At 29.5% G+C, this 15,362-nt stretch carries 16 protein-coding genes; 4 read left to right on the forward strand and 12 right to left on the reverse strand.

Annotated elements, in window-relative coordinates:
- The 8 genes from NSA58_RS06815 to NSA58_RS06850 form a co-directional block, all read right to left on the reverse strand.
- A partial coding sequence (locus NSA58_RS06815) for a methyltransferase (protein WP_257560319.1) occupies positions 1-235 on the reverse strand: 235 nt, incomplete at its 3' end.
- A 2-nt stretch (positions 236-237) separates the two neighbouring features.
- Positions 238-1,005, reverse strand: coding sequence for a Rossmann-like domain-containing protein (locus NSA58_RS06820; protein WP_039678579.1), 768 nt, complete (start codon positions 1,003-1,005; stop codon positions 238-240).
- A complete protein-coding gene (locus NSA58_RS06825) occupies positions 981-2,045 on the reverse strand; it encodes an ATP-binding cassette domain-containing protein (RefSeq protein WP_052232864.1) in 1,065 nt (354 codons plus the stop codon). The genes NSA58_RS06820 and NSA58_RS06825 overlap by 25 nt, the downstream gene beginning before the upstream one ends.
- Positions 2,035-2,730 carry a GTP-binding protein gene (locus NSA58_RS06830; protein ID WP_074429770.1) on the reverse strand — a complete coding sequence of 232 codons (696 nt, stop codon included), beginning with the start codon at positions 2,728-2,730 and terminating at the stop codon, positions 2,035-2,037. Before NSA58_RS06830 ends, NSA58_RS06825 begins: the two co-directional genes overlap by 11 nt.
- A gap of 65 nt (positions 2,731-2,795) precedes the next feature.
- Entirely contained in the window at positions 2,796-3,869 is a 1,074-nt protein-coding gene (locus NSA58_RS06835) for an ABC transporter substrate-binding protein (RefSeq protein ID WP_074079574.1), read from the reverse strand.
- A gap of 21 nt (positions 3,870-3,890) precedes the next feature.
- Positions 3,891-4,670: an ABC transporter ATP-binding protein gene (locus NSA58_RS06840; protein WP_074429769.1), complete on the reverse strand. Its 780-nt coding sequence runs from the start codon at positions 4,668-4,670 to the stop codon at positions 3,891-3,893.
- A 2-nt stretch (positions 4,671-4,672) separates the two neighbouring features.
- A complete protein-coding gene (locus NSA58_RS06845) occupies positions 4,673-5,683 on the reverse strand; it encodes a FecCD family ABC transporter permease (protein ID WP_257560320.1) in 1,011 nt (336 codons plus the stop codon).
- Positions 5,670-6,422 carry an enolase N-terminal-like fold-containing protein gene (locus NSA58_RS06850; protein ID WP_052232863.1) on the reverse strand — a complete coding sequence of 251 codons (753 nt, stop codon included), beginning with the start codon at positions 6,420-6,422 and terminating at the stop codon, positions 5,670-5,672. The genes NSA58_RS06845 and NSA58_RS06850 overlap by 14 nt, the downstream gene beginning before the upstream one ends.
- A 233-nt stretch (positions 6,423-6,655) precedes the next feature.
- On the opposite strand from NSA58_RS06850, the gene NSA58_RS06855 reads away from it, so the two are divergent.
- Together NSA58_RS06855 and NSA58_RS06860 are read left to right on the forward strand one after the other, a co-directional pair.
- Positions 6,656-7,408: an ABC transporter ATP-binding protein gene (locus NSA58_RS06855; RefSeq protein WP_074079576.1), complete on the forward strand. Its 753-nt coding sequence runs from the start codon at positions 6,656-6,658 to the stop codon at positions 7,406-7,408.
- The gene (locus NSA58_RS06860) at positions 7,395-8,213 is read left to right on the forward strand and encodes an ABC transporter permease (protein ID WP_039678573.1); all 819 of its coding nucleotides are present in this window, start codon (positions 7,395-7,397) and stop codon (positions 8,211-8,213) included. Before NSA58_RS06855 ends, NSA58_RS06860 begins: the two co-directional genes overlap by 14 nt.
- A 38-nt stretch (positions 8,214-8,251) precedes the next feature.
- On the opposite strand, the gene NSA58_RS06865 is transcribed toward NSA58_RS06860, so the two are convergent.
- The 4 genes from NSA58_RS06865 to NSA58_RS06880 form a co-directional block, all read right to left on the reverse strand.
- The gene (locus NSA58_RS06865; protein ID WP_039678572.1) at positions 8,252-9,211 is read right to left on the reverse strand and encodes an ABC transporter permease; all 960 of its coding nucleotides are present in this window, start codon (positions 9,209-9,211) and stop codon (positions 8,252-8,254) included.
- Positions 9,211-10,377 (reverse strand): ABC transporter permease, encoded by a 1,167-nt coding sequence (locus tag NSA58_RS06870; protein WP_039678571.1) that lies wholly within the window; start codon positions 10,375-10,377, stop codon positions 9,211-9,213. The genes NSA58_RS06865 and NSA58_RS06870 overlap by 1 nt, the downstream gene beginning before the upstream one ends.
- Positions 10,370-11,914 (reverse strand): ABC transporter ATP-binding protein, encoded by a 1,545-nt coding sequence (locus NSA58_RS06875; protein WP_039678570.1) that lies wholly within the window; start codon positions 11,912-11,914, stop codon positions 10,370-10,372. Before NSA58_RS06875 ends, NSA58_RS06870 begins: the two co-directional genes overlap by 8 nt.
- Before the next feature lie 136 nt (positions 11,915-12,050).
- Positions 12,051-13,133 carry a BMP family lipoprotein gene (locus NSA58_RS06880; RefSeq protein WP_039678569.1) on the reverse strand — a complete coding sequence of 361 codons (1,083 nt, stop codon included), beginning with the start codon at positions 13,131-13,133 and terminating at the stop codon, positions 12,051-12,053.
- A gap of 224 nt (positions 13,134-13,357) precedes the next feature.
- On the opposite strand from NSA58_RS06880, the gene NSA58_RS06885 reads away from it, so the two are divergent.
- Both NSA58_RS06885 and NSA58_RS06890 read left to right on the forward strand, forming a co-directional pair.
- Positions 13,358-14,365 (forward strand): LCP family protein, encoded by a 1,008-nt coding sequence (locus tag NSA58_RS06885; RefSeq protein WP_039678568.1) that lies wholly within the window; start codon positions 13,358-13,360, stop codon positions 14,363-14,365.
- Positions 14,366-14,414: 49 nt separating this feature from the next.
- On the forward strand, positions 14,415-15,362 hold a 948-nt coding region (locus tag NSA58_RS06890), incomplete at its 3' end, for an LCP family protein (RefSeq protein ID WP_257560321.1).

The raw sequence follows: 15,362 nt of genomic DNA on the forward strand, positions 1-15,362 counted from the left end.
TTATAGATTTTTCTAAGTAATTAATTGCATTTTCATTTATATCAACACAGGTAATATAATCTAAGTCTTTACTTAAATGCATATCAATAAGACCTAACCCACACCCTATATCACACAAAGTTTTACTATTTTTAATATATGGCCTTATTTGATTAGCCAATTCTTCATGAAAACCAGTGTATTCACTTGCACTTACAAATGATTTTATAGTGGTATCATTCCAATTCATTCTCATATTTAAATATTTCCTCCATATTTTAAGTTTATCTTTTGACCTGTGCTATAAAACATGTTATTTCTCTCATTTCCACTTATTATGCTCATAGCCTTATTATCATCTTTAATTACAAATCCAGATAAATCATTTATTCCATAATCAAATAGCACTGGTGACATAGTTGTAGCTGGACCAACTAAAACTACATAAGCATTTTTACTTAATTCTAAATACCAAGGCAATGTTTTATCACAGATAGAATAACAAGGTAAAAATACAAAGTCTTGACTTGGAAGAATATATGGTGCCGCTGTTTCTGGATAATCTCCAATTATATTTTCACTTTCTATTATTGATAAATCACATACAGGTTCAAATAATTGTTCCAAGTAATGAAAATGCCCCACAACAGATACTTTCTTTCCTCTTATAAGATTTTGATAAGAAATAAAAGGATCGTTGATTCTATCTTCTACAAAGTTATTATTATTTAATTTTATATTTCTTGATTTAACAACTTCAATACTATTATAATAAGAATTGATTGCAGCTAACCCTATGCCTGCTTCTGTTAAATTCCATGATTTAATACATTTTGCAACTTCATATAAAGCTTTTCCTTTAAACTCTTTTACAAAGTCAGGTGGTCGGCTTTCATCATAATAAACAAGACCTATTCCACTCCCCACACTGCTTTTTACCAATGAATTATATTGACCTACAACCATATCTTCCACAAGTATATCCTTTGGAATTCCCTCTATTAAATCATCATAAAGCTTCCACAAACTCCTTCACCTTCTCCCAAAAGAACGCATTCTATATCTTTTTTATTTAAAATTTCACCATTTCTAACTTTGTTTCTTAAATCCAATAAAATATTATCTAAGTTTTCTATATATTCAAGACTTTCTCTTTCTTCTTTAGTAGTAGTAATAATTTTGGAGATTCCACCATTTTTAATAACAATCCTTTTATTAGCATTTAAAGCTAAGATAGGATCATGAGTTGAAATTAAAATTATTTTATCTTTTCTTGATAAAAGCCTTATAGCTTCTTTTCTATCTATTCCAGCATTTTCAATTTCATCAATTAGAACAATTGGAGAATAACTCATATAAGCTGTATCTGATATCATAAGAGCTCTTGATTGACCTCCTGATAATTGAGTTATTTTTGTACTTAGCTCAAATTCTTCTCCTGCCAATTTATTAGCGTAATGAAAGCATTTTTTTACTATGTCATCTTGATTTTTACAAAAACGACTTTTTGAGTGCATTTGTAAAAATTCTTCTACTGTTAAATCCATTACAAAATTCATATTTTGAGAAAGTTGAGCAACTAACTTTCCATCCATGTCATATCGTGTTTCATCACTTGGAATTTTACCATTTATTAATATTTGTCTATTTGTTGGAGTATCTCTTTGAGCTAAGCACTCAATATCTTCTAGCAATCTACTTTTACCAGAACCTGTAGGCCCAACAATACTTATGATCTCTCCTGGATAAATCGTTATGGAGTTTTGTTCTTCTTCTTTTAATTTGTTGTAGCCACCATTAATTGTAATACTATCTATGTTTACAATTTCTATATTTTGAGCAAATTCCTTTAAGAACTCAATTAGTTTAGTATATAATTCTTCTTTTTCCATACCAAAATTAATATAAAACTCATCATTTAAAGACTCTATTAAATCCTTAAAAATAATATTTTTATTCACGTAACTTAAATTGTAATTTAAGAAAAAATCAAAAGCCATAGGATAATTATTCTCAATCTCCCCTATGGTCATATTAAGTATTTCTTCATAATTATTATTTCTCATAATTAAACTCCATTTTCTTTATCATTCCCATTTGATAAGATTCACCAATTCTAGTTTCTCCTGTGCAATAAGAACATACAGAAGCTGGTGTAGTAAAACGTAATTGTTTTTCTCTAAGAGTTGTTATATCTTTTATATCTCCTAAGTATTTTTTTAATAAAAGTATTCCTTGTCCTGTTATACCATTTATAAAAATTATTTTTGCTTTAGAATTTACTTGTCGTACATTAAAGGAAAAAACTTCTCTCTCAGCTTGTGATACTATATCACCTTTAGTTATTACAACAATATCGGCAAATTTTAACATTGGTCCAATTTTTCTAGGTGTGTTTATTCCCGATAAATTATCAATTACGCATACAGCTGGTATAGTTTTTATGTATGGTGAGCATCTATTGCAGAGTCCTGCACTTTCAGTAATCAAAATATCCAGCTTCAATTTTTCAGACCAATAAAGTGCATCTTCAATATTGCTAATAAAAAAATGATCCGGACAAATCTTTCCAGAAAGTCCAATTTCAACAGGTATATTATTTTCTTCATATCTAATATGATCAAAAGATGTAAGGCAGTCAAATTTAACAACTCCAACCTTCTCCTTTTCTAATTCTAATGATTTTATTAAATGAAGAATAACTGATGTTTTTCCTGATGATGGTGGTCCTGCCACTGTTATTAGTTTCATATTAATTCCCCTTTTTAAAAGAAAGTAGGAGGACCCTACTTTCTTATTGTTTTTAATAAATACAATTATTTAATAGCATTTTTAGTTAATTCGTTATATCGTTCATCGCTTAAATCAGCATGATAGAATAATTTGTAGAATTCTTTAGTTTTTTCTTGTAAATCATAATTAAATTCTTCTGGATAAAGTGTTTCAGATAACCAAATCATTCCCATATATCTATTTACAGAAGGTGGAAATCCCATCCAGTTATATGGTATACTTGGCGCTTCATAGTATTTACCACTAGATATTGCTTTTAGTTTTTGCCACTCACTTTGATTTCCTACTTGGCTATATAAACTTTGTGGAGCAAATATTATTACATCTGGATTCCATATATACAACTGTTCCAATGAAACTTCATTTCCATCACCTTTGCTTGATGGTTCTTTAAGATCAGCCACATTGTTTGCAAGTAAGTTTATAATTTCTGAATGGAAAGAACCTTTTGCTATTACATTAGTTCCTGTATCACCTAAGCAATAAACAAGATTTACTTTATTTTTATCGCCTATTTTTTCCATAGTTTCTACAGTAGAATCATAAGTAATTTTACAATAATCTGCCAATATTTTAGCATCATCTTCTACATTTAATATTTTACCTAATGTAGTGTAACAATCTGACATATTAGCAGTTGTTGCTTCCACAAATATAGTAGGGATTCCTGTTTGTTCTTGTATAGAATCTAAATCTTCTTTCATACCATCTTTCTTCTCACCTATATCAATAATTAATTGTGGCTCTGCAGCTGCAAGAGCTTCCATATTTAAGTCACCCTTACCATAAAATTGTCCAAATATAGGCAACTCTGTATATTTTTTATCTATGTAGTCCTTAGAGTCCTCTGACCATTCTCCAGACAAACCAACTAATTTATCTGGTGCCACTGAGAACAGTACAATTTGTGCTAAGCTTCCTGATGGAGCTATTTTTTCAATATTTGATGGAATTTCAACTTCCCGCCCTACTGAATCAGTGAATTTTATTGTTTTTTTACTTTCCTTTTCTTTTTCATCATTAGATGATGAGCATCCCACTAAAGATGTTATTGATAAACATAATATCAATAATAGTGATATTAATTTCTTTTTCATCTTACTCCCCCTTAGATATTTTTATATTATTACACTTTTTGGTATACAGATTCTGATCTTATCATCATATAAGCTATTTAATTCCACATCTACGTTGTATAATTTTTTTATTAGTCCTGAATTAATTATGTACTTAGGTGTTCCAAAGTCTAAGACTTTGTGATTGTATAAAGCTAAAACCTTATCTGCATACAAAAAGGCTTGGTCTGGATTATGTGTTGACTGTATGATTATATATCCTTCTTTTGTTAATTGTTTTACTGTATTTAGCACCCTAATTTGATTTCCATAATCTAAGTCTGATGTTGGTTCATCCATAACAAGTATTTTTGCTCTTTGAGCTAAAGCTCTTGCAATTAAAACAAGTTGTCTTTCTCCTCCACTTAAATTAATAAAATTTCTATCTTTTAAATAAGAAATCCCTATTTTATCTAATGATTCTTCAACTATTTTAATTTGTTCCTTGCTAGGTTTAGACATAGGTGAAATTTGTGATGTAGTACCCATTAGTACCATTTCTGTAACAGAATAACTAAATACAGGGTTATGAGATTGAGGTATATAAGCAACTTTTCTTGATAGTTCTTGAATTTTATAATTTTTTAAGTTTTTATTATCTAATAATATTTCTCCATTATAATCTTTTAATAGCTGAAGTATGCACTTAAACATTGTACTTTTTCCAGCTCCATTTGGACCTAAAATACATAATAACTGACTATCTTTTACATCAAAGGACACCTTATTAAGCACTTTATGATTTCTATAAGAATAAGTAAGGTTCTTAACTTCTAAAATCATTATTAATCACCCCTTCTTGTAATCAAATAAATAAAAAATGGTACGCCGATAAATGACGTTAATATTCCTATTGGTATTTCACTAGTCCATAGATTTCTAGATACATTATCTACTAATAATAAAAATGAAGCTCCAAATATGGCGGAAGTTGGAAGTAAATAAACAAAATTATTTCCAACTAATCGTCTCGACAAATGTGGTATTACAAGTCCAATCCAGCCTATCATTCCACTTACTGCCACACTAGCTGAAGTTAAAAGTGTAGCGCATATAATAGTTACAAATCTTATACGCTTGGTGTTTATGCCCATAGTCTTTACTTCTTCTTCTCCTACTGTTAATATGTTTATTTGCCAACTAATAAGTATCAAAGGTATTATGCCTATTAACATTGGGATAATTGCAAATTTCACATCTGCCCCTTTAGTCCCCGACAAGCTTCCCATTAACCAGTAAGTAATAGCTGGTAACTGATCATTAGGGTCTGCAACAAGCTTTATAAAAGATGTTCCTGATGAAAACAATGAGCTTACCATAATACCTGATAATATTAAACCTAGAACCTTATTTCCTTTGGTTCTTTGACTTATTATGTATACTAAAAATACAGTAATTAAACTAAATATAAAAGCGCTTATTGTAACTTGTCTTCCGCCTTTATATAGATATATTGCTAAAGCGGCTCCAAATGCAGCTCCTGAAGATGCACCTAATATATCAGGTGCTGCCATAGGATTTAAGAATATGCATTGATAAGATACACCTGCAGCTGCTAAACATCCCCCTACCAAACAAGCTAATATTATTCTTGGAAATCTAACCTTGAAAAATATGGTTTCCATACTGTCTGTCCAAAATTTATCTATATTACTAATTTTAGATAATAGTATTCCAAAAACTTGATTAGGCTCAATTGGATATTTTCCAAGGGCAAAAGATATTAGTATTGAGATAATCAATATTAATATTAAAGAAAATATAATTATTTTATTATATCTATTACTTTCTTCCACTTATTTTATCCCCTTTACATCCTACTATTTTCATCATAGTACCTGTTTTTGCTATTTCATCATAAGAAGCATTTAATTTCACTAAATTAAGGCATTTATCAATGTCTTTTACTATAAATCCACCTATATTTTTTATTCCAAGTAGACTAAAATCCAAGGATAAAGGTGTAGAAATATCACAAATGATACTTTCTTTACTATATGAATCCTCTGCTATTTTTATTAAATGCTTATTTATTATTAAGTCGCCTCCCAAATATGTAGTATCATAGTTTTCAATTAAGTAGTTATAAGCTACTATGCTATAATCTCCTTCTTCCATTTTTCTGCTAAAAAAATCTACATCATATTTTGATTTAATTTTATTTTTATTTTCCATGCTACCTTCAACTATGGCAATTTTTTTAGATGAGTCATCAATCATAGAAATGAATGGATGTTTAATTTCTTCTAAACTTAAGGATTTATTTTGAAGTTTCTGATTATAATAAGAATTGATTGCTGCTAATCCCAAGCTAGCTTCTATAAAGTTCCATGATTTTACCCCCTTACATAAATCTTTTAAAGACATATTTTTCTTTATATCTTTATCAAAGGAAAATCTTTTATCATACAATAAACGACTAATTCCTGCTCCATAATCAGTTATTACCATTGTAAACTCTGATCCAATAACTAACTCTTTTACTTTTATATTTTCCGGTATTTTCTCTATTAAACTATCATAAAATTCCCACAATTTTTTTCACCCCTCAAGTTAATAATATTGTTTTTCATTCTCTTTCGCTACATTTTTTTAATATTTTTATTACTTTTTGTTTTGTTTTATTATGTTTTGTTATTTTTCATTACATTTAATCATTTAATATCTATTTAAAAACTATCAATATTTATTCAGTTAAAAACTGGTACAAATCCCATCAACTATTAATAGAATAATATATAGTATTAATCTTCATGGGGGTGACTTAAATGGATGAAATTATAAAGGTTACTGACCTCTGTCAAAACTTTTATTCAAAGGAAGGAGAACTCCAAGTTCTCAAAAATATAAACTTCTCTCTGCAACAAGGTGAAATTTTAGCACTACTTGGACCATCTGGTTCTGGAAAATCAACCATCCTAAATATACTTACAAAACTTTTAAAGCCTACTAGTGGTGATGTGATTATTGATGGAAAAATTGGCTATATGTTCCAAAGGGATCATTTACTAGAGTGGCGAAGTATAATGGACAATATTACTATAGGTCTTGAAATACAAAAAAACAAAGATTCTAAAGCTATGGAAAGAGTTGAAGAGTTATTAAAAACTTATGACTTATGGGATTTTAGAAATATGTATCCTAAAGAATTATCCGGAGGTATGAGACAAAGAGTGGCACTTATTCGTACCTTATCAGTAAATCCAGATGTACTTTTGCTTGATGAACCCTTCTCTGCGCTAGATTATCAAACAAGATTGCTTGTAAGTGATGATGTTTATAAGATAATCAAAAATGAGGGCAAGTCGGCTATTTTGGTGACTCATGATATTAGTGAAGCTATAGCAATGGGTGACAAAGTGGCAGTACTCTCAAAGCGTCCTTCTACTATAAAGAGTGAATATGATATAGACTTGGGGCTTGGTGAATCAAAAACACCATTTGAATCTCGTAAAGTCCCTAAATTTCAAACTTACTTTGACTTATTATGGAAGGAGCTAGATAATAATGAAATTCAATAAAAAATCTGCTGAATATGAAAAATATTTAAAAGATGTTAAAATTAAAAAAATTAGAATATTAATAATACAAGTAGTTTTATTAATAGGTTTTTTCGCATTATGGGAAGTATTAGCAAACAACAATGTTATCAGTACTTTTTTATTTAGTAAACCATCTGATATTTATAAACTATTTATATCATATATTACGAGCGGAACCTTAATGAAACATGTATGGATATCAGTTTATGAAACAGTTTTAGGTTTAATTATTGGTAGTACTTTAGGAATATTAATAGCTATAATGCTTTGGTGGTCAGACACCTTAGCTAAAATACTAGACCCATTCTTAGTAGTTCTTAATGCACTACCTAAAACAGCCCTTGCTCCTATTATAATCGTATGGGTAGGTGCAGGTATTGAGGGTATAGTTGTTACTGCAGTTGCTATTGCCATAGTTATAACAATTTTATCAGCTTATAATTATTTTAAAAATATGGACGAAGAAAAAATTAAAATGTTAAAAAGTTTCGGTGCTACAAAGAGTCAAATATTATTTAAACTAATTTTGCCTGGTAATATAGGTAACCTAATAAACCTTACTAAAATAAATATAGGTATGGCTTGGGTAGGTGTAATAGTTGGTGAATTCTTGGTATCCAGATATGGTATAGGCTATTTAATCGTATATGGAAGTCAAGTATTTAAACTTGATGTTGTCATGATGGGTGTATTTGTGTTAGCGGTTTGTGCTTGGGGTATGTACGAAATTGTTAATCTAATAGAAAAGTTCTATTATTATAGACAAAGAAGAATAAAGGGATAGAAAAAAAGTATTGCTTAAAAGCAATACTTTTTTTCTGCCTATCTACTTCCCTTATCGTATGGTTGTGCCACCGCTCTTGGTGCTTGTGATGATTTAGATGTAAATGCTAGTACTATTAAAGTAGCTATAAAAGGAATCATCTTATATACATCACTTGGTATATTTAAACTGGATAATAAAGGTATTACAGAGTAAGCTGAAGCAATAGTCTTCATTAATCCAAAGAAAAATGCTGCAAATAATACTCTTAAAGGTTTCCACTGCCCAAATATCATAACAGCAAGTGCTAAGAAACCATATCCAGAAACTGTTGCATTAAAATTAGTAGATGTTGGTATTACAAAAACTAATCCTCCAAGCCCTGCCAATGCTCCAGAAATTAATACTCCAGCATAACGCATTTTATAAACATTAATACCAACTGAATCAGCTGCTTGAGGATGCTCTCCACATGCTCTAAGTCTTAGTCCAAACTTTGTCTTATAAAGCACTATAATAGATATTACTAAGATTCCAATACCTATATATGTTGTTATATAGCAATTCTTAAAAAATAGGTCCCCTATTATTGGTATATCTCCAAGTATTGGTACTGAAGGTATTCTAAAAGTATTGTCAAAAGCAATTTGTTGTACCCCATTTGTTTGAATCATTCTAGCTGCATAAATAGCAAAAGCTGGTGCAAACATATTTAATGCTGTTCCACCTATGATTTGATCCGCCTTCATGTTTATTGCTGAATATGCCAGTAATAAAGAAAATATCATTCCTGTTATTACAGAAATAAGTATGGCAATAATTAATAGAAATTGACCACTCATTTTGTCTTGCATCATATTAATAAATAAAATACTAGTAAAAGCACCCATAATCATAATTCCATCTAAGGCTATATTTGTAACTCCACTTCGCTCTGTAAATACTCCTCCAAGTGCAACTATTAATAAAGGTATGGAAAAGAACATCGTTTGTTGTACTATTAAAAATAGTATATCCATTACTCTTCACTCCCTTTCGTAGCTTCTGCAATTTGTTTTTCAGAATGCTTTTCTTTTTTAGAATCTTTCTTTTTTAATATTCTTGGTAATATTGATCTAAAGAATAATGCAAAAGCACTAAAGTAAATTATACAAGCTATAATAATATCTATTACTTCTGGCATAAAGTTAAGTGTTTGTAAGTAGTTTCCTCCAAGTGTTAAGTAAGATATAAATATTGCAGAGAATATTATTCCTATTGGATTTGATAGACCAAGCAATGCTACAGGTATTCCATTAAATCCTTCAACTGCTAAAACATCTACCACCTTAATATGTCTACCATTTGCTCCTGATAAATAAAGAAGTCCACCACCTAGACCTGCAAGAGCTCCTGATATTACCATAGATAAAACAATATTTCTTTTTTCATTTATACCTGCATATCTACTAGCACTTGAGTTGAATCCACAAGCTTTTAGCTCATATCCAAAAATTGTTTTATTCAATACAATATAAATTAAAATAGCTACAAAAATAGCAATGATTATTCCTCCATTTACTGTGGATATATCTTTGTAATTACCCGTAACATTACAAAAGATATTATCTAGTCCCCATTTTGGTAAATCAGCACTTTCTAAGCAATTCATAGACAATGATTTGTTAGAATCATATATAAATAATTTAACTAACATATTACATAAATACATTCCTATATAGTTCATCATTATAGTTGCTATAACTTCATGTACATTATAATAAGCCTTTAATATTCCTGGAATCAGTGCCCAAAGCCCACCAACAATAGCTGCAGCAAGTAATGCTACCATCCAATGAAATGGTGCTGGTAAAAAAGTACATCTAACTCCTACAAATACAGCTGCAAATGCTCCCATTATAAATTGACCTGGGGCACCTATGTTAAACAATCCTGTTTTAAATGCAAATCCAACAGAAAGTCCAGTAAGTATTAATGGTGTAGCAAAATAAAAAACTTGACCTATTCCCTTTGCTCCCGTACTAAATCCACCTTGAAGTATTATCCAAAATCCATTTACTGCCTGAGATGGATCACTTATTAATAAAACTATAAAACCAAAAGCAAGTCCTATTAGTATGGCAAATATAGAAGACATTGCATTATTAAATCCATTGCTACGTATAAGTTTATTTAACTTATTCATGAGCACTCACCTCACTTTTAAGTTGTGTTTTTGACCCTGCCATATATAAACCTAATTCCTGAACTGTTACTTCTTCTGGATTTAAGTCTGCCACTATTTTACCTTCATAAATTACTAGTATTCTATCACTTAAATTCATTACCTCGTCTAACTCCAATGAAACAAGTAAAATAGCTTTTTCTCTATTTCTTTCTTCTATCAATTGTTTGTGTATATACTCTATGGCACCAACATCCAAACCTCTAGTAGGTTGTACAGCTATCAATATTTGTGGATCTAAATCAATTTCTCTAGCTATAATAGCCTTTTGTTGGTTACCTCCAGACATACTTCTTGCACTAGTTTTCGTACCTTGACCACTTCTAATATCATATTGATTAATTAATTTATTTGTATATTTATCTACATTTTGAAAATTTATAAATCCTTTATTTTGGTAATCCTTTGTATAATATCTTTTTAACATAAGATTCTCACCTAATGTATAATCTAAAACTAATCCATCTTTATGTCTATCTTCAGGTATATGTGCCATTCCTTTCATATTTCTCTTTCTAATACTATCATGGGTAATGTCACTTCCATCTAAAATAATACTTCCACTACTTATTGGACCCAGTCCTGTTAGAGCATATACTAGTTCTGACTGACCATTTCCATCAATCCCTGCTATACATACAATTTCACCTTTTTTCACACTAAAAGATACATTATCAACAAGCTTTTTGTTATTTACTTTTGAATTTACAGATAGATTTTTAACTTCCAATACAGTATCTCCACTTTGCTTGGAACCTTTTTCTATATTTAAGTTTACTTTACGTCCTACCATCATTTCTGATAACTCTTCTTTTGTGACTTCATTTACATTTACAGTATCAATATATTTTCCTTTTCTAAGAACTGTACATCTATTAGCCACCGCTTTTATTTCATTTAATTTATGTGTAATAAATAAAATAGATTTTCCTTCATTAGCTAAGCTTCTCATTATTTTCATTAGCTCTTCTATTTCTTGAGGTGTAAGTACTGCCGTTGGTTCATCAAATATTAGTATTTCATTATCTCTATATAGCATTTTTAATATTTCTACACGTTGTTGCATTCCAACTGTTATATCTTCTATAATGGCATCTGGATCAACCATTAATCCATATTTCTCCGATAATTCCATAACTCTTTTTCTGGCATCATCCATTTTTAAAAGTCCATGACTTGTAGTTTCCACACCTAAAATTATATTTTGTAATACAGTAAAGTTATGAACTAATTTAAAATGTTGATGAACCATACCTATACCCAAATCATTTGCATCGTTTGGATCTTTTATGTTTACTACTTTTCCATTTTTTTTAATTATACCTTGCTCTGGCTGATACAAACCAAATAACACACTCATAAGTGTAGACTTTCCTGCTCCATTCTCTCCTAATAAAGCATGTATTTCTCCCCTGCCTAGTTGTAAAGTAATATCGTCATTTGCTATTATTCCAGGAAATTCTTTAGTTATATGTAGCATTTCTATTATATGTTCCATATATATCTCCTTACTAAATATTTGTTTATTATAATTATACAAGAAAAAAAGTTTTTTTACAAATTTTGGTAATATTCTAGTATGTAAAAAAGTCAGCTCAAAAGAACTGACTTTTTACTAGTTTATAAAAATATACTTATTTTACTACTTTTACAGACACAACACTAACATCTAGATCTGTTGCTTTTTTAACATCATCTTTTTGAAGTTTGATTTTTCCATCTGCTAAATCTTTATAAACTTTATCGTAATCTGCTTGAGTAAATTTTTCAAATTTAGAAGTTTCCATAGGAAGTTTAACACCGTCTTTATCTGCACCTAGTACTAAAGATTCTCCCCCTGGGAACTTATCATTATAATATTCTTCTAATGTTTGTGTTACTGCTGATGATAAACCTTTCATTGCAGAAGTTATTACTGTATCAGATTCACTACTTTGGTCAACGTCAACACCTATAACTTTTTTACCATCGATTGCTTTAGCAGCAGACATTACAGAGTTACCTACAGCACCACCACATGCAAATATTACCTCAGTTCCATCAGTATACCAAGATGAAGCTAATGTTTGAACTTCTGGAGTAGCATCAAATCCTCCAGTATAATGATATTTCATATCAACTTTATCAATTCCCATTTCTTTAGCAGCATCATCTGCACCTTGTACAAAACCATATCCATAACGAGTAACTGCTGGTACTGCCATACCACCCATAAATCCAAGTTTTGTATATCCATCTTTTACAGCTGCATATCCAGCTAAGTATCCTGATTGCTCTTCTGCAAATACAATACCTACAGTATTTTTATTTGTTTTATAATCTTTACCAGATTTATCATGTGGATTTCCATCAATTAATATGAAATTAACATCTGGGTATTTGTCTTGTGCTATGTATATAGGTTCTTCAAATAAATATCCTGGAGTAACTACTACCTTAGCCCCATCTTTAACAGCTAAATCTATAGATGCCAAATATGCATCAGTAGACTGTTCTGTTGGTTTGTAATACTCATGCGTAATGTTATTTTTTTCAGCATAAGCCACTATACCTTCCCATGTACCTTGGTTAAATGATTTGTCATCTATTGTTCCTATATCAGTTATCATTGCAATTTCTTTACCTTTACTACTAGATTCATCTGATGATGAATTATTACATGCAACTAAACCAAATCCTAGAACGCAAGATAGTAAAACAGATAAGATCTTTTTCATTCCTTTATTTCCCCCTATTAATTTTTTGACACACTGTCACTATAATTATATTCCATTTATTACCATTTTGAAAGCGATTACAAATATTTTGTTAAATAACTTTAATATTGATTTTCATAAGGATTAAACTCGTAAATTGGAAAATTATTCAATTATTTCTTGCCCTTGTATATTTGTATTGTTATAATTTTTACTATAAATATAAATCAGATTGGGTGAGGAAAATGTCAAAATATAAAAAGGTTGTTTTATGTATAATATCCATTTTAATTATAATACCTTTATCAATTTACGGATATGTACAATACAAATTAAAAGATGTAACAGTAGCATCAACTTATAAGTCTAAAATTAAAGAAGTTGATGGAATAACTAATATTTTATTGCTTGGAACTGATGGTAGAAAAAATGAAACTGCTTTTAGAACAGACTCTATGATTATTTTAACTATTGATAACAAAAATAAAAATATTAAACTTACTTCTTTAGCAAGGGATACTTATGTTAGTATTCCAGGAAGAGATAAAGGAAAATTAAATACAGCTTATTTTTGGGGAAAAGAAGATCTTTTATTTGAAACTATTGAAAATGAATTTGGTATAGGTCTTGATAAATATGTTATTGTAGACTTTACTTCTTTAATGGATATTATTTATGCTTTAGATGGTATTCAGCTAAATATAAAGGAATCAGAAATAAAAGAAGTTAACAAATTCATTCCAGAATGCTATAAGTTCTGTAAAAATCCTAACAAAGGAGAGATGGAATTAATAAAAGAGCCAGGAAAACAAACTCTAAATGGATATCAAGCTCTATCTTACAGTCGTATTAGAAAAAGTGACAGCGCCATATTTAGAGATGGTAGACAAAGAAAAGTCATTAATGCCATTATGAAAAAATATCAAAATGTATCATTTACAAAATATCCAGAACTAATAGATGCTATAACTCCTTATGTTACTACAAATTTAACATCTAATGAAATTACTAGTCTTGCATATACAGGACACAACATTTTATCTGGTAAATCATTAAAAAACGCTTTAAAGGAAGGGGAATTCCCTATTACAGATGAGATACATTCAAAAGGTGGTGTATATGGTAATTCAGGCTGGGTATGGTTGTATGACACTAATTCTATATGTGTACTTCGAGATTTTATATATAATGATATAGACATGGAAGATAATGAGTATTTACTTAATAACAATAATATTTCTTTAAATTATTAAGTACTTTATATAAATTATATTTTTAGTTCTATTATAAAGGGGTGAAAATATGTCGCGTAGAAAAAAAATTATTATAGCTTTAGTTTTAATACTTTTATTATTACCTATTGCACTTTTTGGATTTCTTTATTACAAAATAAATAATGTAAATACTAGTGAACAAATAGATGGTGTTACCAACATATTATTACTCGGAACTGATGGTAGAGAAAATGAAAGTGCATACAGATCTGACTGTATGATGATACTTACTATTGATAATACCCACAGTAGTGTGAAATTAACTTCTCTAGCACGTGATACTTACGTTGAAATACCAGGGGAAGGTATGGGTAAACTTAATGCCTCTTACTTTTGGGGTAAAGAACAATTATTATTTAAAACAATAAGTAATGAGTTTGGTATAGAAATTGATAAATTTATTCAAATTGACTTTGAAGGTTTAATGGATGTAATCACACAAATTGGAGGAGTGGAAGTAGATATAACAGAAAAAGAAATGAAAGCAGTAAATAAGCTCATACCATCTACATATGAGTCTTATGATAATCCTAACAAAGGTGAAATGAAGTTAATTCCAGGATCTGGTATGCAAACATTAACTGGTTATCAAGCCATATCTTATTGTAGAATTAGAGACATAGACAGTGCAATTTATAGAGATGGCAGACAGAGAAAAGTAATAATGGGAGTAGCATCAAAATTAAAGAGCACCTCCATATCAGATTATCCTAATTTAATAAAATCTTTACTTCCTTGCGTAAGTACTAATATGGGATCTATAGAATTATTAAATTTAGGTACATCAGCATATAATATTCTTTCAAAAAATGGTACTATTAAACAAGGTCAATTCCCTATAATCGACGAGGTTCATTCAAAAGGTGGAAAATATAAAGATGCCGGCTGGGTATGGTTATATGATAAAAACTCAGTAGTAGTTCTAAAACAATTTATTTTTGATGATATTCCTATGGAAGACAATAAATACTTAAAT

The sequence above is a fragment of the Terrisporobacter muris genome, from assembly GCF_024621905.1.
Lineage (GTDB): Bacteria > Bacillota > Clostridia > Peptostreptococcales > Peptostreptococcaceae > Terrisporobacter > Terrisporobacter muris.

Coding starts and splice junctions, on each gene's coding strand:
- NSA58_RS06825 (WP_052232864.1), bottom strand. CDS start 2,045: ATGAGAAATAATAATTATGAAGAAATACTTAATATGACCATAGGGGAG.
- NSA58_RS06830 (WP_074429770.1), bottom strand. CDS start 2,730: ATGAAACTAATAACAGTGGCAGGACCACCATCATCAGGAAAAACATCA.
- NSA58_RS06835 (WP_074079574.1), bottom strand. CDS start 3,869: ATGAAAAAGAAATTAATATCACTATTATTGATATTATGTTTATCAATA.
- NSA58_RS06840 (WP_074429769.1), bottom strand. CDS start 4,670: ATGATTTTAGAAGTTAAGAACCTTACTTATTCTTATAGAAATCATAAA.
- NSA58_RS06855 (WP_074079576.1), top strand. CDS start 6,656: ATGGATGAAATTATAAAGGTTACTGACCTCTGTCAAAACTTTTATTCA.
- NSA58_RS06860 (WP_039678573.1), top strand. CDS start 7,395: ATGAAATTCAATAAAAAATCTGCTGAATATGAAAAATATTTAAAAGAT.
- NSA58_RS06865 (WP_039678572.1), bottom strand. CDS start 9,211: ATGGATATACTATTTTTAATAGTACAACAAACGATGTTCTTTTCCATA.
- NSA58_RS06870 (WP_039678571.1), bottom strand. CDS start 10,377: ATGAATAAGTTAAATAAACTTATACGTAGCAATGGATTTAATAATGCA.
- NSA58_RS06875 (WP_039678570.1), bottom strand. CDS start 11,914: ATGGAACATATAATAGAAATGCTACATATAACTAAAGAATTTCCTGGA.
- NSA58_RS06880 (WP_039678569.1), bottom strand. CDS start 13,133: ATGAAAAAGATCTTATCTGTTTTACTATCTTGCGTTCTAGGATTTGGT.
- NSA58_RS06885 (WP_039678568.1), top strand. CDS start 13,358: ATGTCAAAATATAAAAAGGTTGTTTTATGTATAATATCCATTTTAATT.